At 51.7% G+C, this 26,782-nt stretch carries 24 protein-coding genes; 11 read left to right on the top strand and 13 right to left on the bottom strand.

What is annotated here, in order from left to right; translation table 11 throughout:
- Window positions 1–61: 61 nt before the first annotated feature.
- Window positions 62–919 (bottom strand): deoxyribonuclease IV, encoded by an 858-nt coding sequence (nfo, locus tag ACLJRE_RS09700; protein ID WP_000873912.1) that lies wholly within the window; start codon window positions 917–919, stop codon window positions 62–64.
- A gap of 78 nt (window positions 920–997) precedes the next feature.
- Window positions 998–2,047, bottom strand: coding sequence for a YeiH family protein (locus ACLJRE_RS09695; protein ID WP_000137966.1), 1,050 nt, complete (start codon window positions 2,045–2,047; stop codon window positions 998–1,000).
- A gap of 120 nt (window positions 2,048–2,167) precedes the next feature.
- Here ACLJRE_RS09695 and yieE point away from each other — a divergent pair, with 120 nt between their 5' ends.
- From yieE to cirA, 3 genes are all read left to right on the top strand, one after another.
- Entirely contained in the window at window positions 2,168–3,031 is an 864-nt protein-coding gene (yieE, locus tag ACLJRE_RS09690) for a DNA-binding transcriptional regulator YeiE (RefSeq protein WP_000548316.1), read from the top strand.
- 189 nt (window positions 3,032–3,220) lie between these two features.
- A complete protein-coding gene (lysP, locus tag ACLJRE_RS09685) occupies window positions 3,221–4,690 on the top strand; it encodes a lysine-specific permease (RefSeq protein ID WP_000534999.1) in 1,470 nt (489 codons plus the stop codon).
- 344 nt (window positions 4,691–5,034) lie between these two features.
- Window positions 5,035–7,026, top strand: coding sequence for a catecholate siderophore receptor CirA (cirA, locus tag ACLJRE_RS09680; protein WP_000488242.1), 1,992 nt, complete (start codon window positions 5,035–5,037; stop codon window positions 7,024–7,026).
- Between the two features lie 43 nt (window positions 7,027–7,069).
- Here the strand turns inward: cirA and ACLJRE_RS09675 are convergent, their stop codons facing one another.
- Window positions 7,070–8,392, bottom strand: a complete 1,323-nt coding sequence (locus ACLJRE_RS09675) for an MFS transporter (protein ID WP_000023806.1) — start codon at window positions 8,390–8,392, stop codon at window positions 7,070–7,072.
- A gap of 32 nt (window positions 8,393–8,424) precedes the next feature.
- Complete coding sequence (serB, locus tag ACLJRE_RS09670; protein ID WP_000022914.1) at window positions 8,425–9,312, bottom strand: phosphoserine phosphatase SerB; 888 nt, start codon at window positions 9,310–9,312, stop codon at window positions 8,425–8,427.
- A gap of 216 nt (window positions 9,313–9,528) precedes the next feature.
- Here serB and ACLJRE_RS09665 point away from each other — a divergent pair, with 216 nt between their 5' ends.
- Together ACLJRE_RS09665 and ACLJRE_RS09660 are read left to right on the top strand one after the other, a co-directional pair.
- Window positions 9,529–10,896 (top strand): L-serine ammonia-lyase, encoded by a 1,368-nt coding sequence (locus tag ACLJRE_RS09665; RefSeq protein WP_023212313.1) that lies wholly within the window; start codon window positions 9,529–9,531, stop codon window positions 10,894–10,896.
- A gap of 4 nt (window positions 10,897–10,900) precedes the next feature.
- Window positions 10,901–11,290: a helix-turn-helix domain-containing protein gene (locus ACLJRE_RS09660; protein WP_023212312.1), complete on the top strand. Its 390-nt coding sequence runs from the start codon at window positions 10,901–10,903 to the stop codon at window positions 11,288–11,290.
- Here the strand turns inward: ACLJRE_RS09660 and fghA are convergent.
- Window positions 11,279–12,136, bottom strand: a complete 858-nt coding sequence (gene fghA, locus ACLJRE_RS09655) for an S-formylglutathione hydrolase (protein ID WP_000425497.1) — start codon at window positions 12,134–12,136, stop codon at window positions 11,279–11,281. The genes ACLJRE_RS09660 and fghA overlap by 12 nt on opposite strands.
- Before the next feature lie 329 nt (window positions 12,137–12,465).
- On the opposite strand from fghA, the gene folE reads away from it, so the two are divergent.
- The 6 genes from folE to mglC all read left to right on the top strand — a co-directional run bounded on the left by folE (window position 12,466) and on the right by mglC (window position 19,640).
- Entirely contained in the window at window positions 12,466–13,134 is a 669-nt protein-coding gene (gene folE / locus ACLJRE_RS09650; RefSeq protein ID WP_001139611.1) for a GTP cyclohydrolase I FolE, read from the top strand.
- A gap of 14 nt (window positions 13,135–13,148) precedes the next feature.
- Complete coding sequence (gene yeiB, locus ACLJRE_RS09645; RefSeq protein WP_001612136.1) at window positions 13,149–14,291, top strand: DUF418 domain-containing protein YeiB; 1,143 nt, start codon at window positions 13,149–13,151, stop codon at window positions 14,289–14,291.
- 149 nt (window positions 14,292–14,440) lie between these two features.
- Window positions 14,441–15,463 carry an HTH-type transcriptional regulator GalS gene (galS, locus tag ACLJRE_RS09640; protein WP_000628634.1) on the top strand — a complete coding sequence of 341 codons (1,023 nt, stop codon included), beginning with the start codon at window positions 14,441–14,443 and terminating at the stop codon, window positions 15,461–15,463.
- 498 nt (window positions 15,464–15,961) lie between these two features.
- Window positions 15,962–16,960 carry a galactose/glucose ABC transporter substrate-binding protein MglB gene (gene mglB / locus ACLJRE_RS09635; RefSeq protein ID WP_001036937.1) on the top strand — a complete coding sequence of 333 codons (999 nt, stop codon included), beginning with the start codon at window positions 15,962–15,964 and terminating at the stop codon, window positions 16,958–16,960.
- A gap of 133 nt (window positions 16,961–17,093) precedes the next feature.
- Window positions 17,094–18,614, top strand: a complete 1,521-nt coding sequence (gene mglA / locus ACLJRE_RS09630) for a galactose/methyl galactoside ABC transporter ATP-binding protein MglA (protein ID WP_000535914.1) — start codon at window positions 17,094–17,096, stop codon at window positions 18,612–18,614.
- 15 nt (window positions 18,615–18,629) lie between these two features.
- Window positions 18,630–19,640, top strand: coding sequence for a galactose/methyl galactoside ABC transporter permease MglC (gene mglC / locus ACLJRE_RS09625; protein WP_001275101.1), 1,011 nt, complete (start codon window positions 18,630–18,632; stop codon window positions 19,638–19,640).
- Window positions 19,641–19,714: 74 nt separating this feature from the next.
- Here the strand turns inward: mglC and preA are convergent, their stop codons facing one another.
- The 8 genes from preA to ACLJRE_RS09585 all read right to left on the bottom strand — a co-directional run bounded on the left by preA (window position 19,715) and on the right by ACLJRE_RS09585 (window position 26,696).
- Window positions 19,715–20,950 (bottom strand): NAD-dependent dihydropyrimidine dehydrogenase subunit PreA, encoded by a 1,236-nt coding sequence (gene preA, locus ACLJRE_RS09620; RefSeq protein WP_000956092.1) that lies wholly within the window; start codon window positions 20,948–20,950, stop codon window positions 19,715–19,717.
- Window positions 20,944–22,185, bottom strand: a complete 1,242-nt coding sequence (locus tag ACLJRE_RS09615) for an NAD(P)-dependent oxidoreductase (RefSeq protein WP_001136412.1) — start codon at window positions 22,183–22,185, stop codon at window positions 20,944–20,946. Before ACLJRE_RS09615 ends, preA begins: the two co-directional genes overlap by 7 nt.
- A gap of 204 nt (window positions 22,186–22,389) precedes the next feature.
- A complete protein-coding gene (locus tag ACLJRE_RS09610; RefSeq protein ID WP_000605187.1) occupies window positions 22,390–22,635 on the bottom strand; it encodes a DUF2542 family protein in 246 nt (81 codons plus the stop codon).
- Complete coding sequence (gene sanA, locus ACLJRE_RS09605; RefSeq protein ID WP_023212311.1) at window positions 22,632–23,351, bottom strand: outer membrane permeability protein SanA; 720 nt, start codon at window positions 23,349–23,351, stop codon at window positions 22,632–22,634. The genes ACLJRE_RS09610 and sanA overlap by 4 nt, the downstream gene beginning before the upstream one ends.
- 176 nt (window positions 23,352–23,527) lie before the next feature.
- Entirely contained in the window at window positions 23,528–24,412 is an 885-nt protein-coding gene (gene cdd / locus ACLJRE_RS09600) for a cytidine deaminase (RefSeq protein WP_000553526.1), read from the bottom strand.
- A 153-nt stretch (window positions 24,413–24,565) separates the two neighbouring features.
- Window positions 24,566–25,261: a CidB/LrgB family autolysis modulator gene (locus ACLJRE_RS09595; RefSeq protein WP_000989296.1), complete on the bottom strand. Its 696-nt coding sequence runs from the start codon at window positions 25,259–25,261 to the stop codon at window positions 24,566–24,568.
- A complete protein-coding gene (locus tag ACLJRE_RS09590; protein ID WP_000045719.1) occupies window positions 25,258–25,656 on the bottom strand; it encodes a CidA/LrgA family protein in 399 nt (132 codons plus the stop codon). Before ACLJRE_RS09590 ends, ACLJRE_RS09595 begins: the two co-directional genes overlap by 4 nt.
- Before the next feature lie 131 nt (window positions 25,657–25,787).
- Window positions 25,788–26,696 carry a LysR substrate-binding domain-containing protein gene (locus ACLJRE_RS09585; RefSeq protein WP_000024658.1) on the bottom strand — a complete coding sequence of 303 codons (909 nt, stop codon included), beginning with the start codon at window positions 26,694–26,696 and terminating at the stop codon, window positions 25,788–25,790.
- Window positions 26,697–26,782 lie beyond the last annotated feature (86 nt).

The raw sequence follows: 26,782 nt of genomic DNA, 5'->3' as shown, positions 1-26,782 counted from the left end.
AAACACGCTAAAAAAGGCAGAGCGCGCTCTGCCTTTTTTATTGCCTGAAGAACATTGAGCGTCAGGCCACCGCTTCGGCAATTTGCTGGGCTTTTAACCACGCAATCTCTTCCGCCCAGATATCAGGATTGATGGTCTCCAGTATCAGCGGAATACCGTCAAAACGCGCATCCTGCATAATCCAACGAAACGCATCGTGGCCGATATTGCCTTCACCCAGACTGTGATGGCGGTCAACGCGGCTACCGAAGGCGCTTTTGGCGTCGTTCAGGTGCATTCCGCGCAAATACTGAAATCCGACAATTTTCCCGAATCCGGCGAACGTTTTTTCGCACGCCTCTGGCGTACGCAGATCATATCCGGCGGCAAAGGCATGGCAGGTATCGATACAGACGCCAACGCGCGACTTATCTTCCACGCCGTCGATGATGGCGGCTAACTGTTCAAACTCAAACCCCAGATTACTGCCCTGACCGGCTGTATTTTCGATAACCGCCGTAACGCCCTCGGTCTGCGCGAGGGCAATATTGATGGATTCCGCGATCCGCGCCAGGCAATCCTCCTGTGCAATCTGCATCAGATGGCTACCGGGATGAAAATTAAGCAAGGTTAAGCCGAGTTGTTCACAGCGCTGCATTTCATCGAGAAAGGCATCGCGTGATTTTTCCAGCGCTTCACTGACCGGATGGCCCAGATTAATCAGGTAACTATCGTGGGGAAGAATTTGCGCCGCCGAGAAATGATACTTTTCACAGGCGATTTTAAAGTCATCAATGACCTGGGGAGTAAGGGGGGCGGCACGCCACTGACGCTGGTTTTTTGTGAAAAGCGCAAAGGCCGTTGCGCCAATTTCAGCCGCGCGGGCAGGGGCGTTAGCCAGACCGCCAGCAGCGCTGACGTGCGCTCCGATGTATTTCATAAAAGACTCCTGTTAAACCCGCTAACGGTTCATTACGAACGCTATGATAACGGGTTAACAGGCGTGAAACGTAATAATTTATGCGATAAGGCTATGGATTAGGACGTTAATGGCGCCACCGCCAATAATCAGCCAGGCGAATAATGCCAGCGCCATCAGCAGCGGTTTCGCCCCCGCTTTTTTCAATGCGCTAACGTGAGTGGTCAGACCCAACGCCGCCATCGCCATCGCCAGCAGTACCGTGTCCAGCGTCACCAGCATATCCACCACGGCTTTCGGCAGCAGGTGGAAAGAGTTGAAGATCGCCACTACGATGAAGAAAATAGCAAACCACGGAATGGTAATTTTGCTTTTTTCCGCGCCGGTCGCCGGGGAAAGCTGTTTAACGCGTGCTGCCAGAATGATCAGGAACGGCGCCAGCATCATGACACGCAGCATCTTAGCGATAACTGCCGCATTTTCTGCATCCGGGCTAACGGCGTGACCCGCTGCGACCACTTGCGCGACTTCATGCATGGTTGAGCCGATATAGATGCCGTAAGTTTCCGGGCTGAACCAGTGCGCCAGCAGCGGATACATTGCCGGGTAAAGGAAAATAGCGATGGTGCCGAAAATAACGACAGTCGCGACGGCTACAGTAACCTTACTGGCTTCCGCTTTTACCACCGGTTCTGTCGCCAGTACCGCCGCCGCGCCGCAGATACTGCTACCGGCGCCAATCAGCCAACTGGTGTGCCTGTCCAGACCAAAGACTTTTTGGCCTAAGAAGCAGGCCAGCATGAACGTGCTGGAAAGCGTTAATACGTCAATCACAATACCGCTAATGCCCACATCGGCGATTTGTGAAAAGGTAAGGCGGAAGCCGTAAAGGATAATCCCTAAACGCAGCAGATGTTGTTTTGCAAACAGCACGCCGCCGTCGCATTGTTTCCATATTTGTGGATAGACGGTATTCCCGATAACCATACCCAGCAGGATAGCCAGGGTCAGGGCGCTGAACCCCGCGCCTGCAACGGCAGGGATAGCGCCGCCCCACAGGGCGACTCCTGTAATGACGGCGCTCAGAGCGAGCCCCGGTATAAAATGCCACATTGTACGACGATGATTCTGCAAGGTGAGTTCTGTCATAACCTTCTCCTGTATATGGACAATAAGGTTACGGTGATCTGGTTTAAAAATAAAATTGATTATATATTTATAATTAATCTTTATAAGTGGTAAGTGAAACGCTATCGGTGGGATACGACTATGCATATTACGCTACGACAACTTGAAGTGTTTGCTGAAGTACTGAAAAGCGGTTCAACAACCCAGGCGTCGGTCATGCTGTCATTATCGCAGTCCGCCGTTAGCGCCGCGCTCACCGATCTGGAAGGTCAGCTCGGCGTACAGTTGTTTGATCGGGTTGGGAAACGGCTGGTGGTCAACGAACATGGGCGCTTGTTATACCCGCGCGCGCTGGCATTGCTGGAGCAAGCGGTAGAAATTGAGCAGCTATTTCGTGAAGATAACGGCGCGATACGGGTTTATGCCAGTAGCACCATCGGCAATTACATTTTACCCGCCATGATTGCCCGCTATCGCCAGCATTATCCGGCCTTGCCGCTGGAACTCAGCGTGGGAAACAGCCAGGACGTGATTAACGCGGTGCTGGATTTTCGGGTTGATATCGGCCTGATTGAAGGACCATGTCACAGTACAGAGATTATCTCTGAGCCGTGGCTGGAAGATGAGCTGGTGGTCTTTGCCGCGCCGTCCTCGCCGCTGACGCAGGGGCCGGTGACGCTGGAACAGCTTGCGGCATCCCCATGGATTTTACGCGAGCGCGGTTCCGGTACGCGGGAAATTGTCGATTATTTGCTGTTGTCGCATTTGCCGCGCTTTCATATGGCGATGGAGTTGGGGAATTCAGAAGCGATCAAACATGCGGTGCGTCATGGACTGGGGATAAGCTGTTTATCGCGCCGGGTGATTGCTGAACAACTCCAGGCGGGAACCCTGGGCGAAGTCGCGGTGCCGTTACCGCGCCTGGTGCGCACGTTGTGGCGTGTTCATCATCGGCAGAAACATCTTTCTAACGCGTTGCAGCGTTTTTTGAGTTACTGTGAATAAAGGTGAAGAGGAGGGCTGCCCGGGCGGCATCGCCATTTTTAGTATCCGCTTACGTATACGTTATTCTCTGCTTTACTTATAATCCGTGGCCGGTCATGAAGGTCTCTTATAACCGCGCATTTGTGTCGGAAGGATAGTATTTCGTCTGTTACAATCGCGCCTCATTTTTTGGATGGATAGCATTTTCACATGGGTTCCAAAACTAAAACCACAGAAGCGCCCGCGCTACGTCGCGAATTAAAGGCGCGTCACCTGACGATGATTGCCATTGGCGGCTCCATCGGGACAGGTCTTTTCGTTGCATCTGGTGCGACAATTTCTCAGGCGGGGCCAGGCGGCGCGCTGTTTTCTTATATTCTGATTGGTTTGATGGTCTACTTCCTGATGACCAGTCTTGGCGAGCTGGCGGCCTATATGCCGGTATCTGGCTCGTTTGCGACATATGGTCAGAACTATGTGGAAGAAGGCTTTGGTTTCGCGCTGGGCTGGAACTACTGGTACAACTGGGCGGTGACTATCGCTGTTGACCTGGTTGCCGCACAATTGGTGATGGGCTGGTGGTTCCCGGATACGCCGGGCTGGATCTGGAGCGCGCTATTCCTCTGCGTCATTTTCTTGCTGAACTACATTTCCGTACGCGGTTTTGGCGAGGCGGAGTACTGGTTCTCGTTAATTAAAGTCGCGACCGTTATTATCTTCATCATCGTTGGCGTAGCGATGATTATCGGCATCTTTAAAGGTGTCGAGCCGGTCGGCTGGAGCAACTGGACGACGGGCGATGCGCCTTTCGCTGGCGGTTTTGCGGCAATGATTGGCGTCGCGATGATCGTGGGCTTCTCTTTCCAGGGAACTGAGCTGATTGGTATTGCCGCCGGGGAATCTGAAAACCCGGAGAAGAATATTCCGCGCGCGGTGCGTCAGGTATTCTGGCGTATTCTGCTGTTTTATGTTTTCGCGATTTTGATTATCAGCCTGATCATTCCTTATACCGATCCAAACCTGCTGCGTAACGACGTCAAAGACATTAGCGTCAGTCCGTTTACCTTAGTGTTCCAGCATGCGGGCTTGTTGTCTGCGGCGGCGATAATGAATGCGGTTATCCTGACGGCGGTACTGTCTGCGGGCAACTCCGGAATGTATGCCTCGACCCGTATGCTCTACACCCTAGCCTGTGACGGTAAGGCCCCGCGTATTTTTGCGAAATTGTCCCGCGGCGGCGTACCGCGCAATGCGCTTTATGCCACCACCGTGATTGCCGGTCTTTGCTTTTTGACCTCAATGTTCGGCAACCAGACGGTCTATCTGTGGCTGTTGAACACCTCCGGTATGACGGGCTTCATCGCCTGGCTGGGGATTGCCATTAGCCATTATCGCTTCCGTCGCGGTTACGTGATACAAGGGTATGATGTGAATGATTTGCCGTACCGTTCCGGGTTCTTCCCGCTGGGGCCGATTTTCGCCTTTGTACTGTGCCTGATTATTACGTTGGGGCAGAACTATGAAGCGTTCCTGAAAGATACCATCGACTGGGGCGGCGTCGCGGCGACCTATATCGGTATTCCGCTGTTCCTGCTTATCTGGTTCGGCTACAAGCTGATAAAAGGTACGCATTTCGTGCGCTATAGCGAAATGCACTTCCCGGAACGCGTTAAAAAGTAACGCGGTATTCTCGTCATAGCCCGGATAGGCTTTATACCGCTATCCGGCACTGACTGCCTGAACCTGACTCTTCTAACCCTCTCATTCGAGAGGGTTTTTTGTTTTTTCTTCATGATTGGTTCAAATGACATAATTATTAACAATTAAATTGATAATTATTATCGTTTGCTTTATCGTTACGCTCGAAATCAGAAAGGATGAAGATTCGGGCGCGACCGTCACTCATGAGCCCGACTCGCCTGCATAAAAAGAGTTCGCCGTGATAACCGTTATCGCAGGCGAAACGTAATGCGTTGTGAGCGATAACCGATTTTTTTGTCGTATTTACCTCATGGAGAAATGGAATGTTTAGGTTTAACCCTTTCGTTCGGGTAGGGCTTTGTATGTCCGCAGTTACGTTGGCCTGGCCGGTTGCCGCGGCAACGGATGATGGTGAAACCATGGTCGTTACCGCGTCCGCCATCGAACAAAATCTGAAAGATGCGCCAGCAAGTATCAGCGTCATTACCCAGCAAGATTTACAGCGCAGGCCCGTGCAAAACCTGAAAGATGTCCTGAAAGAGGTGCCGGGCGTACAGCTCACTAACGAAGGGGATAACCGTAAAGGCGTGAGTATTCGTGGTCTGGACAGCAGTTATACGCTGATCCTGATCGACGGTAAGCGCGTTAACTCCCGTAACGCGGTCTTCCGCCATAATGATTTTGATCTGAACTGGATACCGGTTGACGCTATCGAACGCATTGAAGTGGTGCGTGGCCCCATGTCCTCGCTGTATGGCTCCGATGCGCTGGGCGGCGTGGTCAACATTATTACCAAAAAAATTGGTCAGAAATGGCACGGTAGCGTCACGGTTGACTCCACTATTCAGGAACATCGCGACCGTGGCGATACCTATAACGGTCAGTTCTTTGCCAGTGGTCCGCTGATCGACGGCGTGCTGGGAATGAAAGCCTACGGTAGCCTGGCGAAACGCGGAAAAGACGAGCAGCAGAGTTCCGCCACCACCACTACGGGTGAAACGCCGCGCATTGAAGGATTTACCAGCCGGGATGGAAACGTCGAGTTTGCCTGGACACCAAACGAAAATCATGACGTTACCGCAGGCTACGGTTTTGATCGCCAGGACCGGGACTCCGACTCGCTGGATAAAAACCGTCTGGAACGGCAAAACTACGCGTTGAGCCATAACGGACGTTGGGATCTCGGTAATAGCGAGCTCAAGTTCTACGGCGAAAAAGTGGAAAACAAAAACCCCGGCAACAGTAGCCCTATCACGTCAGAAAGCAATTCGATTGACGGGAAATACGTTCTGCCGTTAGCGTCTGTCAACCAGTTCCTCACCTTCGGCGGCGAATGGCGTCACGATAAACTGAGCGATGCGGTCAACCTGACCGGCGGTTCCAGTACTAAAACCTCCGCCAGCCAGTATGCTCTGTTCCTTGAAGATGAGTGGCGCATCTTCGAACCGCTGGCGCTGACCACCGGTATTCGTATGGATGACCATGAAACCTATGGCGATCACTGGAGCCCGCGTGCTTATCTGGTTTATAACGCAACGGATACCCTGACGGTGAAAGGTGGGTGGGCCACGGCCTTTAAAGCGCCGTCGCTATTGCAATTAAGTCCGGACTGGGCGACCAACTCCTGCCGTGGAGGATGCCGCATTATCGGTAGCCCGGATCTGAAACCTGAAACCAGTGAAAGCTGGGAGCTCGGCCTTTATTACCGTGGCGAAGAAGGCATACTGGAGGGCGTGGAAGCGAGCGTTACCACGTTCCGTAACGATGTGGACAATCGCATCAGCATTAGCCGTACCGCTGACGTTAACGCCGCGCCCGGCTATTCCAACTTTGTCGGTTTCGAAACCAATAGTCGGGGACAGCGCGTTCCGGTCTTCCGTTATTACAACGTGAATAAAGCGCGTATTCAGGGTGTGGAAACCGAGTTGAAAGTTCCGTTTAACGAGGCGTGGAAACTGTCGTTGAATTACACCTATAACGACGGACGCGACGTCAGTAATGGCGGGAACAAGCCGCTTTCCGATCTGCCGTTCCACACCGCGAACGGTACGCTGGACTGGAAACCGGCGCAGCTCGAAGACTGGTCATTCTACATATCAGGGAATTATACCGGGCGTAAGCGGGCCGACAGCGCAACGGCGAAAACGCCGGGTGGGTACGTGGTCTGGGATACCGGCGCGGCATGGCAGGCGACGAAAAATGTTAAACTGCGTGCGGGCGTTCTGAACGTGGGCGATAAAGATCTCAAACGCGACGACTACGGTTACACCGAAGACGGACGTCGTTACTTTATGGCGGTGGATTACCGTTTCTGACAGAGACTGGCGACAGCCGCGTTTTGCCGCTGTCGCCAGAATGTTATAACCGATGCAGCCTGGAGAGCAGCGCCAGCGACAAAGTCGTTAGCAGAATGGCGATTAACGCATAGATATAAACGCCCGACCACGCCCAGCTATTTTTCACCATAATTACCGGCACACCGGCCATTGCCGCGCCGACATAGCTGAACAATCCCCGAAAGCCGGTAATCGATCCCGCCGCATCCTTATGGGTCACATCCAGACAGCCGACGGCAAAAAGCATATGCGGTCCGTATAAGGCGAAGCCCATGATGGTGAACAGAATCGCGGTGAGGGTGTAAGAGGTATCCTGAACCAGCGGCACCAGCACGATGCATATGCACAGCGCTAACGCGAAGATTAATCCGGTCATCCAGCGGTTACTTTTGAACATAAAGTCAGACAAGTAGCCTGCCAGCAACCCACCTGCCAGTCCGCCCGCCTCAAACCAGGAAATAATCGAGTTCGCTTTTATCAGGCTCCAGCCGTGAACTTGCGAATAGTAAATCTGCGGCCAGTCGTTAAGGATGGTGCGCGCAATATAAACCGACATATCACCGATAATAATGATCCATACCAGTGGATTGGTCAGGATATATTTCACAAAAATCTGCCAGAAGCTCAGGTTGACCGGGCTGGCCTTGACCTGGGCCAGTTCCGTCGGGTCGTTACGCCACTGCCCCACGTTGGGCAAACCTAACGTACCGGGACGATCTTTAATAGTAAATAGCGCCACTATCCCCATCAGCAGCGAAATGGCGCCGGGAACATAAAATCCCATTTTCCAGCTACCGCTAAAGGCGATAGCAAAACTGGTCAGCAGCGGCGCGAGGCTGCCGCCGATATTGTGCGCCGCTTCAACGATAGCCCACCAGCGTCCCCGTTCGTTTTTCGAAAACCACGAGGCCATAATTTTCGCCATCGGCGGAAAGCTGGTGCCCTGTAAGATCGCGTTGAGACTGTACAGCACGTAGAATGCCGCCACGCTGTCGGAAAAGCCGAACAGAATATTTACAATCCCCACGCCAATCAGCACCGGGCCGGTCATAGCTTTCGGGTTAATTTTATCGACCAGCATCCCGCCGACAAACTTCATCGCGCCATAAAGAATGTAAAAAATAGAAGACATAATGGCGAAGTCTTCTGCGGTCAGCGACGTTTCCGTCAGCATGGCCGGCATCGCGGCGGAGAAGTTTTTACGGGTAAGATAAAAGACGGCATAAGAGATAAAGACCGAGGCGATAATCTCAAAACGAAATTTTTTATAGGTCTGGTCTATCTCTTTTTTCTCTTTTACAATCGGCTTATCGGGCTGGCTGAAAATAAATGTTTTTATACTCATTTTAAAATTCCCTTCCGGCGAGGTGAGTCGCGTTATAATTCATCTTCAATAAGAAAAAGAAGCAATTCGAAACCGTGATAATTAATCTGATGGTGGATTTTTTCCCGTACAACCGGCTTCGCTTTCCAGGCAATACCGGTGCCAGCATGTTCTAACATCGGCAGATCGTTGGCGCCATCACCGCAGGCAATAATATTCTCCGTGGCAATATTTAACCGGGCAGCCAGGTCAACCAGCGTCTGTTTTTTGTTTGCGGCATTCATAATCGGCAAGGTAATGTTATCCGTCAGAACGTTATCGCGTATTTCAACCGTATTCGAAAAGGCATAATCCAGTTGATACCGTTCTTTTAGACGCTGGGTGAATATATCCAGTCCCCCGGAGATAATCGCGGTTTTAAATCCTTTGGCCTTGATGACTGGCAGAATAGTTAACAGGCCTGGCGAAAGGGTCATGCGATCGCATACGGCGTTCAGCACTGCTTTCGGTGTGCCTTTCAACATTCCGATACGTCGGGTAAAACTGGCGTTAAAATCAAGCTTGCCCTCCATCGCCTGTTGGGTAATGGCGGTGATTTGCGTCGACATGCCAAGCTCGCGGGCAATTTCATCCACGCCTTCTTCCGCAATAAATGTCGAGTCCATATCAAACGCGATAATACCGTTAGCAGGCAGTGGCTGCGGCTTAATAAAAAAATCAAACTGCCATTGCAATGAGAGTTCGCGTAAATAGCGATAAAATTCAGGCGTCAGACATTCCGCTGGCAGCGTAAGCTTTAAATAAGCGGTATTGATAAGCGCGGCATAACGTTTATCAAATAATAGCGGAAACGGCATGGTGACGGCATTAAATAACGTTTCCTGTAATTTTTTCTGAAACGTATCGATATCCTGTGTAGTAATAAAATAAATAATGCTCATATGATAACTCCCTTAATTTACGGGTATTATAATGGCTCTTTTGCGGCGTGGAATCTCGTGCTATCACAGATATCACAGCCAGAAAAGGGCTAAAAAAGCGTTGTTTTTGATACCAGGTAAAGTTCAGACACAAAAGGTATCACTTTTGATATGCCAACTATGCGAGGATGTTATTTATTACTGAACGCGAATGACACTGAAAGGATTGATATAACGATGGAGAGTTGCCTTGATATATTCAAAATAGTAATAGGTCCATCCAGCTCACGTACCGTAGGGCCGATGCGCGCCGCCTGTCACTTTATTTCATTGCTCAGAGAACAAGAGACGTTGCCGCTAATTCGGGAAATAGAAATCGAGCTGTATGGCGCGTTATCGTTAAGCCGCAAGTGCCACAATGTGGATACCGCCCTTTATCTTGGGCTGCTGGGCTACCAGCCGGAGAATGTCGATCTCCGTTCGCATATGGCGGTGATTAAGCGTGCGGAAAATGAAAACAAAATCGAGCTCCCGCTCTCCGACGCGGGCGGAATCACGATAAAAGTCAAGATTATCGCCAATCACCAGGCGCATCCAGGTCATCCTTATGCCATGACGTTTCGCGCCAGAGATGATTATTTCACGGTGTATGAAGAGACCTGGTTTTCGACCGGCGCCGGGCAGGTCCGCAAACATGGCGAGCCGCTGACGCCATCGCTTCCTTTGCGTACAGTGTCGCCCTTTGAATTTAGTCATGCCGCGCAGTTGCTGGCGCTGTGTCGGCGTAACGGCCTGTCCGTGGCGGCGCTGATGATGAAAAATGAGCTGTGCCGCCACTCGCCACAAACGTTGCAGAATTATCTGGCGCAAATATGGAACGTGATGCAGCAGGCGGTTTATCGCGGCCTGCATACTGAGGGGGTATTACCCGGTCCCTATCAGGTACCGCGGCGCGCCTGTGCGTTACATAAGACGTTACAGGCTAACCGTTCCGCCAGCGATTTTTTAACCGCGCTGAACTGGGTCAATGCCTTCGCGATTGCGGTAAGCGAAGAAAATGCCAGCGGCGGACAGATTGTTACCGCGCCAACCAATGGCGCGTGCGGCATCATTCCGGCAGCGCTCTGCTGGTATGATAAATTTGTCACGCCGCTGGAGCCCGGTGCTCTGACCCGTTTCTTCCTGACCGCCGCCGCTATCGCGATGTTGTTTAAACAAAACGCCTCTATTCTGGGATCTGAAGTTGGCTGTCAGGGGGAAATCGGCGTGGCATGCTCAATGGCGGCGGCGGGCCTGGCTGAACTGATGGGCGCATCCGTGGAGCAAACGCTGAGCGCCGCTGAAATTGCCATGGAACATCATCTGGGATTGACCTGCGATCCGCTGGGCGGACAGGTACAAATTCCCTGCATAGAGAGAAATGCCATCTCTGCCGTGAAAGCGATAAACGCGGCGACGATGGCGATGAGTCGCGTAAGCGAACCCTGTATTTCGCTCGATGAGATCATTGCTGCGATGTACGAGACCGGTAAAGATATGAGCGCTAAATACCGTGAAACGTATCATGGTTCGCTGGGGAAAATTCAGCCGCGCAAGAGAGGGTAACAGCGTGAAATACAATACGATGAATAACGACGAGATTATCCTGTCGTTGTGCGCTCGCTTAAAGGAGACGCGTCTGTCTCTTTCGATGACCCAGCAGCAGCTTGCCGATCGCGCGCACGTTGGCATCGCCACCATCAAGCGTATCGAGAAGGGGGGAGGGCTCAATCTTGATACGTTAATTTCTTTCCTGCGGGCGCTGGATAAGTTGCATAATCTTGATGCGGTGCTGTTTGAATCCGAGCTGCGTAATTTTCACGAAAGTTATGAAGGCGGAGAGGGGAGCGGCCGCCTTCAGGTACGCCAGCAGGCCGCGGATTTAAATAATAAATCTTCCGCGCCGCAGTCGGAGGAGGTGAATTACAGCGCGGCGCTGGAAAATTCATTATGTTGGTGACGTCTCACGCTCGCCCCGTAAATACCGGGCATGAAAGCGCAGATGGTCCTCGATGAAGGACGCAATAAAATAATAGCTATGATCGTAACCGGGCTGGATTCGTAGCGTCATCGGCCAGGCGGTTTGCCGCGCGGCTTCCGCCAGTACGGCTGGCTGAAGTTGATCGGCGAGGAATTGATCGCTGTCGCCCTGATCGATGAGCACAGGAATGGCGTCCTGCGGCTGGCTGGCCAGCATTAATTCGCAGCTATCCCACTCACTCCAGGCTGATTCATCTTCGCCGAGATAAGCGGTAAGCGCTTTGATTCCCCACGGCACGCGGCTGGGGTTGACGATAGGCGCAAAAGCAGAGACGCTGGTGTATTTACCCGGATTTTTCAGCGCCATGATTAACGCGCCGTGGCCGCCCATCGAGTGCCCGCTGATGGCGCAACGGTCGCTGACGTTAAACTGTGTCTGGATGAGCGCCGGAAGCTCATCGCGCAGGTAATCGTACATGCGATAATGGCTGGCCCAGGGCGGCTGTGTGGCATTGAGATAAAACCCGGCGCCGTGGCCTAAATCGTATCCGCTATCGTTGGCGACCTGTTCACCGCGTGGACTGGTATCCGGCATCACCAATACAATGCCCAGTTCTGCTGCGATACGCTGCGCGCCTGCTTTGGTGGTAAAGTTCTCATCATTGCAGGTCAACCCGGACAACCAGTACAGTACCGGAGGCGGTTCATTATCCTGAGTCGGCGGAAGAAAAATGCTGAATGTCATGGCGCAGTTTAGCGTGGCGGCATGATGACGCCAGCGCTGCTGCCAGCCGCCAAAACATCGGTGCTCTTCGAGCATTTCCATGCGGGGGCTCCTTTTATAGTGAACCTGATAAGGTATGCAGATTCTTCATAATACAGATTATTCACCGCGTTGTGAGTAACTTTCACTTCCGTAATACATAAACTTGCTTCATCATTTAAATAACGTTGCGTTAACAAATATGCCCTTTGTCCTGCCAGCATTCTCGCACCGGAAAAGATGTCATGAAAGGCAGCGACAATTTCAACAATTATGGGCGTGAATACTGGATTATGTGCGCTACCTCACGCACAATAATCACACTGTCACAATATTGACAAACTTTGCCCCATGCAGGGCAGAGGCGCCACACCTGCAGGAGAACACGATTAATGCCATCACTCAGTAAAGAAGCGGCCCTGGTTCATGACGCGCTGGTTGCCCGGGGGCTGGAAACGCCGCTGCGCCCGCCTATGGATGAACTGGATAATGAAACGCGAAAAAGCCTTATCGCAGGGCATATGACTGAGATTATGCAGTTGCTGAATCTCGATTTGAGCGATGACAGTCTGATGGAAACGCCGCATCGTATCGCTAAGATGTACGTTGACGAGATTTTCGCCGGCCTCGACTACGCCAATTTCCCGAAAATTACCCTCATTGAAAATAAAATGAAGGTGGATGAAATGGTCACCGTCCGCGATATCACGCTGACCAGCACCTGTGAACATCACTTCGTGACCATTGATGGCAAAGCGACTGTCGCGTATATCCCCAAAGATTCCGTGATCGGCCTGTCGAAAATTAACCGTATCGTGCAATTCTTCGCCCAGCGTCCGCAGGTTCAGGAACGTTTGACCCAACAAATTCTGACGGCGCTGCAAACCTTGCTCGGCACCAATAATGTAGCGGTATCGATTGATGCGGTGCATTACTGCGTGAAAGCGCGCGGTATTCGTGACGCAACCAGCGCCACGACGACGACATCGCTGGGCGGATTGTTTAAGTCCAGCCAGAATACGCGCCAGGAGTTTCTGCGTGCCGTTCGCCATCATCCATGATTAAGGCGGAGACGATGGAGCGTAATGTCACGCTGGATTTTGTACGTGGCGTCGCCATCCTCGGTATCCTGCTTCTTAACATTAGCGCCTTTGGATTGCCGAAGGCGGCTTATCTCAATCCCGCCTGGTACGGCGCGATCGTTCCCGAAGACGCCTGGTCCTGGGCGATTCTCGATATTGTGGCGCAGGCTAAGTTTCTTACGCTGTTCGCGTTGTTGTTTGGCGCGGGGCTACAAATGCTGCTTCCGCGTGGTAAACAGTGGATTCAGTCGCGCTTAACGCTATTGGTACTGTTAGGTTTTATCCATGCGTTATTCTTTTGGGACGGCGACATTCTGCTGGCCTACGGTCTGGTCGGGTTAATTTGCTGGCGACTGGTACGCGACGCGCCTTCGGTAAAAAGCCTGTTCAATACCGGCATACTCCTTTATCTGGTCGGGATTGGCGTGCTACTGCTGCTGGGCGTGGTATCGAGTAGCGAAACCAGCCGCGCCTGGACGCCGGATGCGTCGGCAATATTGTATGAAAAATACTGGAAGCTGAACGGCGGCATGGAGGCTATCAGCAACCGGGCAGAGATGCTGTCGAATAGTTTACTGGCGCTCGGCGCGCAGTATGGCTGGCAACTGGCGGGTATGATGCTGCTGGGCGCCGCGCTAATGCGTAGCGGCTGGCTGAAAGGTCAGTACAGTCTGCGGCACTATCGCCGTACCGGGATTCTGCTGGTGGCGTTAGGGCTAATGATCAACCTGCCTGCGGTCATCTTACAATGGCGGCTGGACTGGGCGTACCGCTGGTGCGCCTTCTTATTGCAGGCGCCGCGCGAACTGAGCGCGCCGTTGCAAACGCTGGGCTATGCCGCGCTGATGTTTGGCTTCTGGCCGCAGCTTAGCCGATGCAGACTGACGCTTGCCATTGCCTGCGTAGGGCGAATGGCGCTGACCAATTATCTGCTGCAGACGATCATCTGTACCACACTGTTTTATCAGTTTGGCTTATTTATGAAATTCAATCGACTGGAACTCTTGTTCTTTGTCGTTCCGGTATGGGCAATAAACCTTCTCTTTTCCGTCATCTGGCTACGTTTCTGGCGACAGGGACCGGTCGAGTGGTTATGGCGTCAACTCACGTTGCGCGCGTCAGGATCGCTCAGATAACGATCTGGATCACATTCATTAACAAAATGGCTGTAACCGTTTCCATCCCTGTGATGTTTCTCACGCAGCCCTGGGCAGGGTGCTGACAAAATAGCCGCCTGCTAACGGGGCATTTGTGAGCATTTTTGAACTCAAACAGGGCAGTGAATATGATCACCATTCGTGATGTAGCGCGCCAGGCTGGCGTGTCTGTAGCGACCGTTTCCCGCGTACTGAATAACAGCGCGTTGGTCAGTCCCGACACCCGTGACGCCGTTATGCAGGCCGTCACCCTGCTGGGATATCGGCCAAATGCGAATGCGCAAGCGCTGGCCACCCAGGTGAGCGATACCATCGGTGTCGTGGTCATGGATGTTTCCGATGCCTTTTTCGGCGCTCTGGTGAAAGCCGTAGATCTGGTCGCGCAGCAGCACCAGAAATATGTTCTCATTGGCAACAGTTATCATGAGGCGGAAAAAGAGCGTCATGCGATTGAAGTCTTGATCCGTCAGCGTTGTAACGCATTGATTGTTCACTCAAAAGCCTTAACCGATCGCGAGCTGAGCGACTTTATGGATCAGATCCCTGGTATGGTGCTGATTAACCGTATCGTGCCGGGTTATGCGCACCGTTGTGTCTGTCTCGACAATGTGAGCGGTGCCAGAATGGCGACCCGAATGTTGCTGAATAATGGACATCAACGCATCGGCTACCTGGCCTCCAGCCACCGTATTGAAGATGACGCGATGCGCAGAGAAGGGTGGTTACACGCGCTGCAAGAGCAGGGGGTTGCTGCGTCGGAGAGCTGGATTGGCACCGGCACGCCGGATATGCAGGGCGGCGAGTCGGCAATGGTTGAGTTGCTGGGACGCAATCTGCAACTGACGGCGGTATTTGCCTATAACGATAACATGGCGGCGGGCGCGCTGACGGCGTTAAAAGATAACGGCATCGCCATTCCCTTGCATCTGTCTGTCATCGGTTTCGATGATATCCCTATTGCTCGTTATACCGATCCTCAGCTGACTACCGTGCGCTATCCTATTGCTTCTATGGCGAAAATCGCGACCGAGCTGGCGTTACAGGGGGCCGCAGGCACCCTGGATATCACGGCGACGCACTGCTTCATGCCGACACTGGTGCGGCGCCATTCGGTGGCGTGGCGACAGAATGCGGTACTGATCACTAACTGATTACGCACCGCATGTAACCGTTTTCAATCTGTGAGTAAATTCACAGTTTATTAACATTGTGATAGCTATGATGACAACGTTTGTCGCACTGTAACTAATGTGTAACAGTTAGTTGTCAGTTTTGCTGGGGTATTTCGCTTATAAAAACCGTTAACACAATATCCCGCGACTACCGGACAAAAATAAAGAGTTGAATAAGAGCCTATCCCATTAGGGCTATTTTACTTGCCATTTTGGACCTGGGCAGTGCTCGCCAAAACGCGTTAGCGTTTTGAACGCCGCTAGCGGCGGCCCGAAGGGCGAGCGTAGCGAGTCAAACCTCACGTACTACGTGTACGCTCCGGTTTTTGCGCGCTGTCCGTGTCCAAACTGGCTGCGCCAATAACGCCTGGTGGGATAGGCTCTAAATACGCTTCGGCGTTCAGTAACACGCGTTAACGTGCTGAACAGCCGGGCATTTTTTTACGCTATACCCTACATAATAAAACCGGAGCTACCATGAATAAGAAGGTACTGACCCTTTCTGCCGTGATGGCAAGTCTGTTATTCGGCGCGCACGCGCACGCGGCTGATACTCGTATTGGCGTGACGATTTATAAATATGACGATAACTTTATGTCCGTGGTGCGTAAGGCTATTGAAAAAGATGGCAAATCCGCGCCGGATGTTCAGCTACTGATGAATGACTCGCAAAACGATCAGTCCAAACAGAATGATCAAATTGACGTTTTATTGGCGAAAGGGGTTAAAGCTCTGGCGATTAACCTGGTCGACCCGGCAGCCGCCGGTACGGTGATTGAGAAAGCGCGCGGGCAAAATGTGCCGGTGGTGTTCTTTAACAAAGAGCCTTCCCGCAAAGCGCTGGACAGCTATGACAAGGCGTATTATGTCGGGACTGACTCTAAAGAATCCGGTGTGATTCAGGGCGACTTGATTGCCAAACACTGGCAGGCGAATCAGGGTTGGGATCTGAATAAAGACGGTAAAATTCAGTATGTTCTGCTGAAAGGCGAGCCGGGGCACCCGGATGCGGAAGCCCGTACGACGTATGTGGTGAAAGAGTTAAATGCTAAAGGTATTCAGACCGAGCAACTGGCGTTAGACACCGCCATGTGGGATACCGCGCAGGCAAAAGATAAGATGGATGCCTGGCTGTCTGGCCCGAACGCTAACAAGATTGAAGTGGTTATCGCGAATAACGATGCGATGGCGATGGGCGCGGTAGAGGCGCTGAAAGCGCATAATAAATCGTCGATTCCGGTCTTTGGCGTCGATGCGTTACCGGAAGCTTTGGCGCTGGTGAAATCGGGCGCGATGGCCGGTACGGTACTGAATGACGCCAACAATCAGGCGAAAGCGACATTCGATCTGGCGAAAAACCTCGCCGAAGGCAAGGGCGCGGCTGACGGCACCAACTGGAAGATTGAGAATAAAATCGTGCGCGTGCCTTATGTCGGCGTGGACAAAGACAATCTGAGCGAATTTACCCAAAAATAACTTTTCCGTCTGTGGGCGCAATTTTGTTGCGCCCTGAAACCGTGGAAGGGTGACGCGCCGCGGACCGGATAACGTATTTCTTTTGCCATCCGGCGCGGATAGTCATAATTAAAAAGGCCGACAGGGTATCATTATGGGCAGCACGATCTCTCCGTCGTCGGGTGAATATTTGTTGGAAATGCGTGGCATTAACAAATCATTTCCCGGCGTGAAAGCGCTTGATAATGTCAACTTAAACGTTCGTCCGCACTCTATTCATGCATTAATGGGCGAAAACGGCGCAGGCAAATCAACATTATTAAAATGTCTTTTCGGTATTTATCAAAAAGATTCCGGCAGCATTGTATTTCAGGGGAAAGAAGTGGACTTCCATTCGGCGAAAGAAGCGCTGGAGAATGGGATTTCGATGGTACACCAGGAGTTAAACCTGGTATTACAACGTTCGGTCATGGATAACATGTGGCTGGGGCGTTATCCCACCAAAGGTATGTTTGTCGACCAGGATAAAATGTACCAGGATACCAAAGCGATATTTGATGAGCTGGATATCGATATTGACCCGCGCGCGCGCGTGGGAACGTTATCCGTTTCGCAAATGCAGATGATCGAAATTGCGAAGGCGTTTTCCTATAACGCTAAGATCGTTATTATGGATGAACCGACCTCATCGTTAACTGAGAAAGAGGTTAATCATCTGTTCACCATTATTCGCAAGCTGAAAGAACGCGGCTGCGGTATTGTTTATATCTCGCATAAAATGGAAGAAATTTTTCAATTGTGCGATGAAATTACTATTTTGCGCGACGGTCAGTGGATTGCCACCCAGCCGCTGGAAGGGCTGGATATGGATAAGATCATTGCGATGATGGTCGGGCGATCCCTGAACCAGCGCTTCCCGGATAAAGAAAATAAGCCGGGCGACGTGATTCTGGAGGTACGTAACCTGACCTCGCTGCGCCAGCCTTCCATTCGCGATGTCTCCTTTGATTTGCACAAGGGCGAAATTCTGGGCATTGCCGGCCTGGTTGGGGCAAAGCGTACCGATATCGTCGAAACGCTGTTTGGCATTCGTGAGAAGTCGTCCGGGACAATCACTTTACATGGCAAGAAAATTAATAATCACACTGCGAACGAAGCGATTAACCACGGTTTTGCGCTGGTGACGGAAGAACGTCGTTCCACCGGAATTTACGCCTATCTGGATATCGGATTTAACTCATTAATTTCGAATATCCGTAATTATAAAAATAAAGTGGGGTTATTGGATAATTCCCGGATGAAAAGCGACACCCAATGGGTCATTGACTCCATGCGGGTAAAAACGCCGGGGCATCGCACGCAAATTGGTTCGCTTTCCGGCGGCAATCAGCAAAAGGTGATCATTGGTCGTTGGCTATTAACGCAGCCGGAAATATTAATGCTGGATGAACCGACCCGTGGCATTGATGTCGGCGCAAAGTTTGAAATTTATCAGCTTATTGCGGAACTGGCGAAAAAAGGCAAGGGGATCATCATTATCTCTTCTGAAATGCCGGAGCTGTTAGGGATTACCGATCGTATCCTGGTGATGAGTAACGGTCTCGTTTCCGGCATTGTCGATACTAAAACAACAACGCAAAACGAAATTTTGCGTCTTGCTTCTTTGCACCTTTAAGATCAGGGGCTCCTTATGAGTGCGTTAAACAAGAAAAGCTTTTTGACCTGGCTGAAAGAGGGCGGAATTTACGTCGTTCTTTTAGTGTTGCTGGCGATTATTATTTTCCAGGACCCGACTTTTTTAAGTTTGCTGAATTTAAGTAATATTCTGACGCAATCTTCGGTACGTATTATTATCGCGCTGGGCGTGGCGGGACTCATCGTCACCCAGGGGACAGACCTGTCGGCGGGGCGTCAGGTAGGGCTGGCGGCGGTCGTGGCGGCCACATTACTGCAATCAATGGAAAACGCCAATAAAGTGTTTCCGGAAATGGCGACCATGCCGATTGCGCTGGTCATCCTGATTGTCTGCGCGATTGGCGCGGTGATTGGCCTGGTGAACGGCATCATTATTGCTTACCTGAACGTGACACCGTTTATTACCACGCTTGGCACGATGATTATCGTTTATGGGATCAACTCCCTTTACTATGACTTTGTCGGCGCTTCGCCCATTTCCGGCTTTGACAGCGGCTTTTCCACCTTTGCGCAGGGCTTTGTGGCGATGGGCAGTTTCCGGCTCTCCTACATCACTTTTTACGCCCTGATTGCGGTAGCGTTTGTCTGGGTGCTGTGGAATAAGACCCGTTTTGGTAAAAACATTTTTGCTATTGGCGGCAACCCGGAAGCGGCAAAAGTTTCTGGAGTAAACGTGGCGCTGAACCTGCTGATGATTTATGCGCTCTCCGGCGTGTTTTATGCCTTCGGCGGCTTACTGGAAGCAGGGCGTATTGGTTCTGCCACCAACAACCTCGGCTTTATGTATGAACTGGATGCGATTGCCGCGTGCGTTGTCGGGGGCGTATCGTTTAGCGGCGGAGTGGGTACGGTCTTCGGCGTGGTGACCGGCGTCATTATCTTTACCGTCATCAACTACGGCCTGACCTATATCGGGGTAAACCCGTACTGGCAGTACATTATCAAAGGCGGCATTATCATTTTCGCCGTGGCGCTGGACTCGCTGAAATACGCGCGTAAGAAGTAGTTTTCCAGACCTGTTGCCTTGCTTATCAGATAACCCGGCGCAGCGAAACTGCGCGCCGGGCTTCATACCGCGAGCTACAGCGTTAACGCGTGCTCTTTTTCGCCTTTTTTAAATTTGACCTCGCCTAAATCAATACAGGCGACCGGGCAGACATGACCGCACAGCAGACAACCGACGCATTTTTCCGTATTGCAATGCGGCGTGCGGCTGTGTTCATCCCACTCCATCGCCTGATGGCCGCCGTCATAGCAGGAGATATAGCAACGTCCGCAGCCGACGCATTTCTCCTGATTAATCCGCGGATAGACGATATAGCTGCGATCCAGGTCTTCCGCCGGGATAATATTGCCATTCGCCAGCCCGATCATCTCCTGTAATGAGGCAAATCCCTGATCGGCCAGATAGTGGCTGAGGCCGCTCGCCATATCTTCTACAATGCGGTAACCGTATTGCATAATGGCTGTCGTCACCTGTAGGGTCGCCGCGCCCAGCAGCAGAAATTCGGCAGCGTCTTCCCAGGTTTCAATGCCGCCGATACCGCTAATCGGGAAATCGCGCAGTTCAGGGTGCATTCGCAACTGCTGGATAAAACGCAGCGCAATGGGTTTCACCGCTTTTCCTGAATAACCGGAGATGCTGGATTTACCGTTAACCACCGGCATCCCGATTTTGCGGTTCAGGTCGATGTTAGTAATGGATTTCACGGTGTTGATGGTGGCGATACCGTCGGCTCCGCCGCGTTTGGCGGCCAGCGCGACTTCGCACATATCGCCAATATTCGGCGTCATTTTCGCCAGCATTGGCAAAGATGAACCGTGTTTTACGGCGCGACAGTATTTTTCAACCAGCTCCGGGCTTTGCCCTACATCGCTTCCCATGGCGTGCGAGGTCATCTGCGGGCAAGAGAAGTTACACTCAATCATATCTGCGCCGGCTTCTTCAACCAGACGCGCCAGTTCCTGCCACTGCTGCTCATTTTCCCCCATGATGGAAGCAATCAGCACCTTATCCGGATAATCCTGTTTTAGCCGTCGAATGGCGGCCAGATTCTCTTCCAGCGGATGTTCAGCAATTTGCTCCATGTTTTTGAAACCAATAAAACCGGTATCTTCTTTTGTCAGGTGATCAAAACGTGGAGAGACTTCGTTGGCAATAAAAAAACCAATGGTTTTAAAAACGATCCCGCCCCAGCCGGTATCATAGGCTTTGGCGCACATCTCATAACAGTTGCCTACCGGAGAAGAAGAAAGACAAAACGGATTGGGAAACTTAACGCCGCAAAAGGTAACAGACAAATCTTTTGTTAACATGAGCAGGCCTCCTCTAAATAATGATGAATAGCCTGAGCGGCTTCTTTTCCGGTTTTTACCGCATAAACGACGGTCTTATCGCCTTTAACAATATCGCCAGCGGCAAAGATCGCCGGGTCGTCGGTTTGATAATTGTGCGTGTCGATAATATTATGCTGCGCTTTTATCTCCGCAAAGGTATCCAGTCGCGCGTGCTGCCCCACGGCCAAAATAATATTTTCCGCTTCCAGCGTCAGTTCTCCTGAATGGCGTACATGGTGGAAGGTCACTTTATTTCCGCTGACGGCGACAGGCGTAAAACCATCAATAATCGATACGCCTAATGCCTGCGTGCTGGTAAATTCTTTTTCGCTGGCGGGGAATTCGGCTAATTCTTCCCGTGCCACGCAGGTGACGGAAGGACAGCCGAGAATTTTTAACGTACTGGCGACATCCATCGCTACGTCGCCGCCGCCAATAATTAATGCGCTACGCGGAACGCTAATATCGCCGTCGGCCTGACGGGCGCGCTGTAAAAAATCAACGGCAATCTCTACGTGACTGGCTTGCTCAAATAACGGTAAATCAGAGCCACAGGACATCCCGACGGTCATCAGCACGGCGCGATATTCGGCTTTGAGTTGCGCAAGCGATAGCGACCCGCCCACGTCATAATTACATTTAATATTGACGCCCATTTCTACAATGCGGGCAATTTCCTGATCGAGTACGCTTTGCGGCAGACGAAATGCCGGGATGCCGTGACGCAGCCATCCGCCGGGCTGCGGCTGTTTTTCGTAAATGGTGACGTCATAGCCTAAATGCGTGAGCGTCACGCTTGCCTGCAAACCTGCCGGACCCGCGCCAATAATCGCGACTTTTCCGCGTGTTTTACTCCCGGGCTGATAAATCTGCATGGCAGTCTGCTGTTCAAAATCGGTAATAAAACGTTGCAGGCGTGCAATATCAATAGGTTTATCTATTCCGGAACGTGTACATCCGCGCTGGCATAATTTTTCCGTCGGACAGACTCTGGCGCAGACGGCGCCAAGCGCGTTATTTTCCCGGATAGTTTCCGCTGCGCCTTTAAAATTGCGAAAGTAAATAGAACGAATAAATTTCCCCGGATCGGTTTGCGCCGGGCAAGCCTGACTACAGGGCGCATCGTGACATAATAAACAACGGGAAGCCTCTTTTATTGCCAGTAATGGCGTAAAACCAGGCGTGAGTTCATCCAGATAATTTTGTTGCGGCATATAATCTTCCTTAATGCTTGAATAAATTAAGGCGAAACGCAAATAACGCGTTTTAATGATCTAAAATCTACCGCCAGCCTAAGCATTGAAAAGAGGGTATTCTGTGAAAGAATTCACAAAAAAATGAAACCAGAATGCAAAACAGCATTTGTTCCTTATATCATAATAATAACTATTCTCAATTTTAAAGGGATAATAAATAGATTAACGATAAAAAAGAAGATAAATAATCATTCCAGTAAATAAAAAACCGCAACCGGTATAAAGAAAAAGATAAGACCAATATTGTACGGGATCGGCATGGCGATAGACATAAACTGGTTTTCGCGCATTTTTGACAACTTTATCTACCGCGCCGGTTCGCCAGCCTTTCCAGGCCTCACGGAAGCAAAAAAGCGGGAGTAGCAGAAAGGCTAATATGACAAATATCGTCTGTACATCCATGATCATTTCCCTTTTTTCTTTTCCAGTTCAAGCAATTGTTCCGGCGTAACGGCCGGATACCCCTGGGCGTCATTCGGCACCTGATGCTGCGTGGGAATAGGTACCAGCGGGCCTAAAAAACGCGGTTCGCGTTTAAAAATATAGAGATCCGCCAGCGCGCTAAAGCGGGCGCCAAATTCGCGCAGGCGCACTGTCAGCATATTTTTGGGCGAAGGTACCGCGTAACACTGCGCCTGAATGCCCATATGCAACGCAATAAACAAGGCGCGTTCGCAGTGGAAGCGCTGAGTGATGATAATAAAGTCGTTGGTATCAAACACTTTGCGGGTACGCACAATGGAGTCAAGCGTACGGAAGCCAGCGTAATCAAGCACAATGTCCGCAGGATCGACGCCCGCCGCGATAAGGTCTTTGCGCATGGTCATCGGTTCGTTATAGCTTTGCAGGGCATTGTCGCCGCTGAGCAGCAGGTAATTGACTTTACCGCTATTGTAAGCGTTTAACGCGCCCTGGATACGATAACGATAGTACTGATTAATGACACCCTTGCGATAGTATTTGGCTGTCCCTAACACGACGCCAACCTGGCGGTAGGGGAGCTCCTGTAGCTCGTCATAGATATAGGGCGCTGTTTTCCAGCTCATCCACCGATCGAGGCCAAGCACCGTCAACAGCAGCAAGCCTACCAGGACCAACAGGCTGTAAAACACGCGCTTTAACATGCAGGAAACTCGATACCAGGATGAAAGTACGATCAGGCTACTGTACCCGAAGACGTAGCGCAAGAAACCGCCGTCTGATTGCGGAGATTTTCAGCATGATTTCCCTTGTATCGGGTCGCGGGAGAGGAGAGTCAGGCCGGATAAGACGCCAGGGCGTCGCTATCCGGCACATTTGCTTAGCCGAGAAGCACGCGGTCAATATTATGGCAACCTAACGCTTTCAGCGTTGCGGCGGTGGCATCCCATTGAATTAATGCCGCATCGCCTTTTTCCGCCAGAATCGCGCGCTGAATATCCGCATAGTCATAGCCATTGAGACTCAGCAGGTTTAGCGCGCCTTGCAGTGGGGGAAGCGTAGGGTTAAAGGCGGCGTTTTCCGCATAGCTGCCGGTGAAAATACGGCCATCTTTACATTCCAGCGCCACGCCGCTCGGTGAGTGGCTATAAGGCATATGGCTCTTATTGGCTGCCGTAATCGCCGCTTGCGTTAGCGTATCGCCCGTTAACGTAAAGCCATGATCCTGCTCGTCCATCAGCAGCGTTTTGATCTCCAGATCTTTTGGCCCGAAAGCGTCAGGCAGATAATCGCGTAACGTATGCGGCGCGCGGCCCGGCAGATGAATGCGCAGATCCAGACCGCTGTTCAGCTCGTTCATAAACTGGCGACAGTGGCCGCAAGGCGTGTAGTTAACGGTGACGGCGGCGAGCCCTTTTTCGCCGCGTAGCCAGGCATGGCTAATCGCGCTTTGTTCAGCATGCACAGTTTGTTGCATGGTGGCGCCCAGGAACTCCATATTCGCGCCGAAATACCAGTTGCCGCTAACGCCGCGCGCAATCGCGCCGACGTTAAAATGGGACAAATCGGTACGGGCGCAGGCCGCCGCCAGAGGTAACAGTGCGAAAGCCAGCGCGTCTTCGTCCAGTCCCGCCGTATTTTTAAGCGTCGAGACCTGCTCTGCGGTTAGCATGGCGGGAAAATGGTGGTCCGCCAGGATAGGGGCCAGCGCTGATTGCAAATTATCCGCAAGCTGGGCAAAAGCAGTTTGAAAACGTGGATGCATGGCGTTGCCTCATAACAATGTAATGGAACCGTAGTTTACGGGCCTGCTATGTCTTAATATGTGATCTAAATCTCATTGCTTATGCAACTTGTGAAACTTAAATGAAAAATGCGCGACGTATCGCAAATTTTAACCCGGTCTTTTGTCCCGTCGTTAGCGCATTACCGCCAGAATGAGCGGAAACAAAAAGGGCGCTACCAGCGAGGTAATAATGCCGCAGATCACCAGCGCCAGGGAGCTAAACGCGCCTTCCTGGTAATCCAGCTCGGCGCAGCGCGCAGTACCGAGCGCATGTGAGGCGGTCCCCATTGCCAGCCCGCGTGCGGCCTTAGTACGGATGTGCATCGCGTTTAACAGCGTGTGGCCAAACACCGCGCCCAGAATACCGACAAAAATTACGCATACCGCGCTGATCGCAGGGATGCCGCCGATGCTGCCGCCCACCGCCATCGCGATAGGCGTAGTCACGGATTTAGGCAGTACCGATGCCGCGATTTCAGGCGTTGCGCCCATCAGCAAGGCAACGGATGTCCCGGTAATCATCGCTACCAGACTGCCGACAAAACAGATGCTAATAATGGATTTCCAACGCGCGCGAATCTGGTGCAACTGTTCATAAAGGGGATAGGCCAGCGCCACCACCGCCGGTTGCAGCAGATCGTTAAGTACTTCGCTGCCTTTGAAGTAGTGCTCGTAGGGAATACCGGTCAGCAACAGAAAAGGAATAATGACTACCATTGCCACCAGCAGCGGATTCAGCAACGGCATTTTAAAATGCGCCGCCAGTCTGCGGGCGGCGAAAAATACCGCCAGCGTCAGCGGTAACGACCACCAGATATATGTCATCATTTTTTCGTTCCCTTCTGCCCAACCACTTTACGCTCACCGTGTATCAGATGTGAACTCCAGCTTACGACCACAAAAACGACCAGCGTACTGATAGCGCAAGAGACCACCACCGGGCCGAATTGCGCGCGCAGTAAGTCAAAATATTGCATGACCCCAACGCCAATCGGCACAAACAGCAACGCCATATAACGAATCAGCACATAACAGCCGGGGTTAACCCACTTTGCCGGCAGAATTTGCAGCGCCAGCAACACAAACAGAATTAACATCCCGATAATGCTGCCGGGAATAGTGATAGGAAGCAGTGATGCAAGAAAAATGCCTGCGTACAAACAGGCATAAATCAATACAAAAGCGCGTATATATTGCCAGATAATATTCAGTGACTTACTCATGTTTAAAGCCCTTGATGAGATGGATTCATCATACAATTAAACGTTAAAACGTGCTACCGATCACATCATGAATTCTTAGCATAGTGGGTATAGACAGCAGGAACATCGGGCAATGCCCCTGGTCGGCGGCGTTAAACCTGGGCTAAAAAATACAAAAAGCGACTCAGGGCCAAAGACGGCGTCTCATTCTTACGCCAGAACATCCCTACGCTGCCTTTTTGCTCAATTTTTGGCAAGTTTAAAATCGCCAGTTGCCCCTGGCTGGCATAGCGTTGCGCCAGCCGTAAAGAAAGAATAGAGATCATATCGCTGCTTTGCAGCAAATTGGTGCTGACGTTCATTGACGCTGACTCAATGGTGTTTTCCGGGAGCATGACGCCGTTATCGACGAGGGCGTTATCAATACTGATGCGAATAGGGGTGCCGGTTGGCCAGACTATCCACCGCCAGTGCGCCAGATCGCTCCAGGCGATCTGCGCTCGCGCGGCCAGCGGATGGTGCGGACGCGCCACAAAGCAGACCGGCTCGGTATAAAGTACCTGATAATTAAGCGGCAGTTGCAGGGCGCGGCCGCCGACACGCCCTACCACCACATCCACCTGACCGGCAAGCAAATCGTGCAGCAGCGGCGTCATTACCTTCTCTTCAATATTCAGATGCAGCGTCGGCATTTCGTTAAGCAGGCTCAGAATCGCCTGTGATACGCAGTCAGTCGCCACGGGCGAACAGCCGATCTTCAGGCTGCCAACCAGGCCGCCCTGCTTGAAACGGGCGATTTCATACTGTGAACGCTCCAGATCGTTAATTAGGCGCTGGGCGTGCTGGAGCAGTAATTTACCGCCTTCCGAGGGGCGTAGCCCTTTACTGTGGCGCTCAAAAAGCGTGATGCCTATCTCATCTTCGAGTTGAGATAGCCACTTCGATAGCGCCGGCTGGGAGATATTCATCATCCGGGCGACGTGCGTCAGGTTGCCCTGTTCGCCCAGCGCAACCAGCGTTTGCAGGTGATGTAATTTCAATTTCTGCGCCCAGTTCGCCATTCGCTATAACCTCCAGGTTATGTCTCTGCCTGAAAAGCCATTGTACATTTTATCGCTACCTCTACAAACTCGTAACATAGCAAACA

The organism is Salmonella sp. SAL04157, assembly GCF_046551635.1.
GTDB classification, from domain to species: domain Bacteria; phylum Pseudomonadota; class Gammaproteobacteria; order Enterobacterales; family Enterobacteriaceae; genus Salmonella; species Salmonella enterica.
This window is presented reverse-complemented; position numbering and strand designations above follow the sequence as displayed.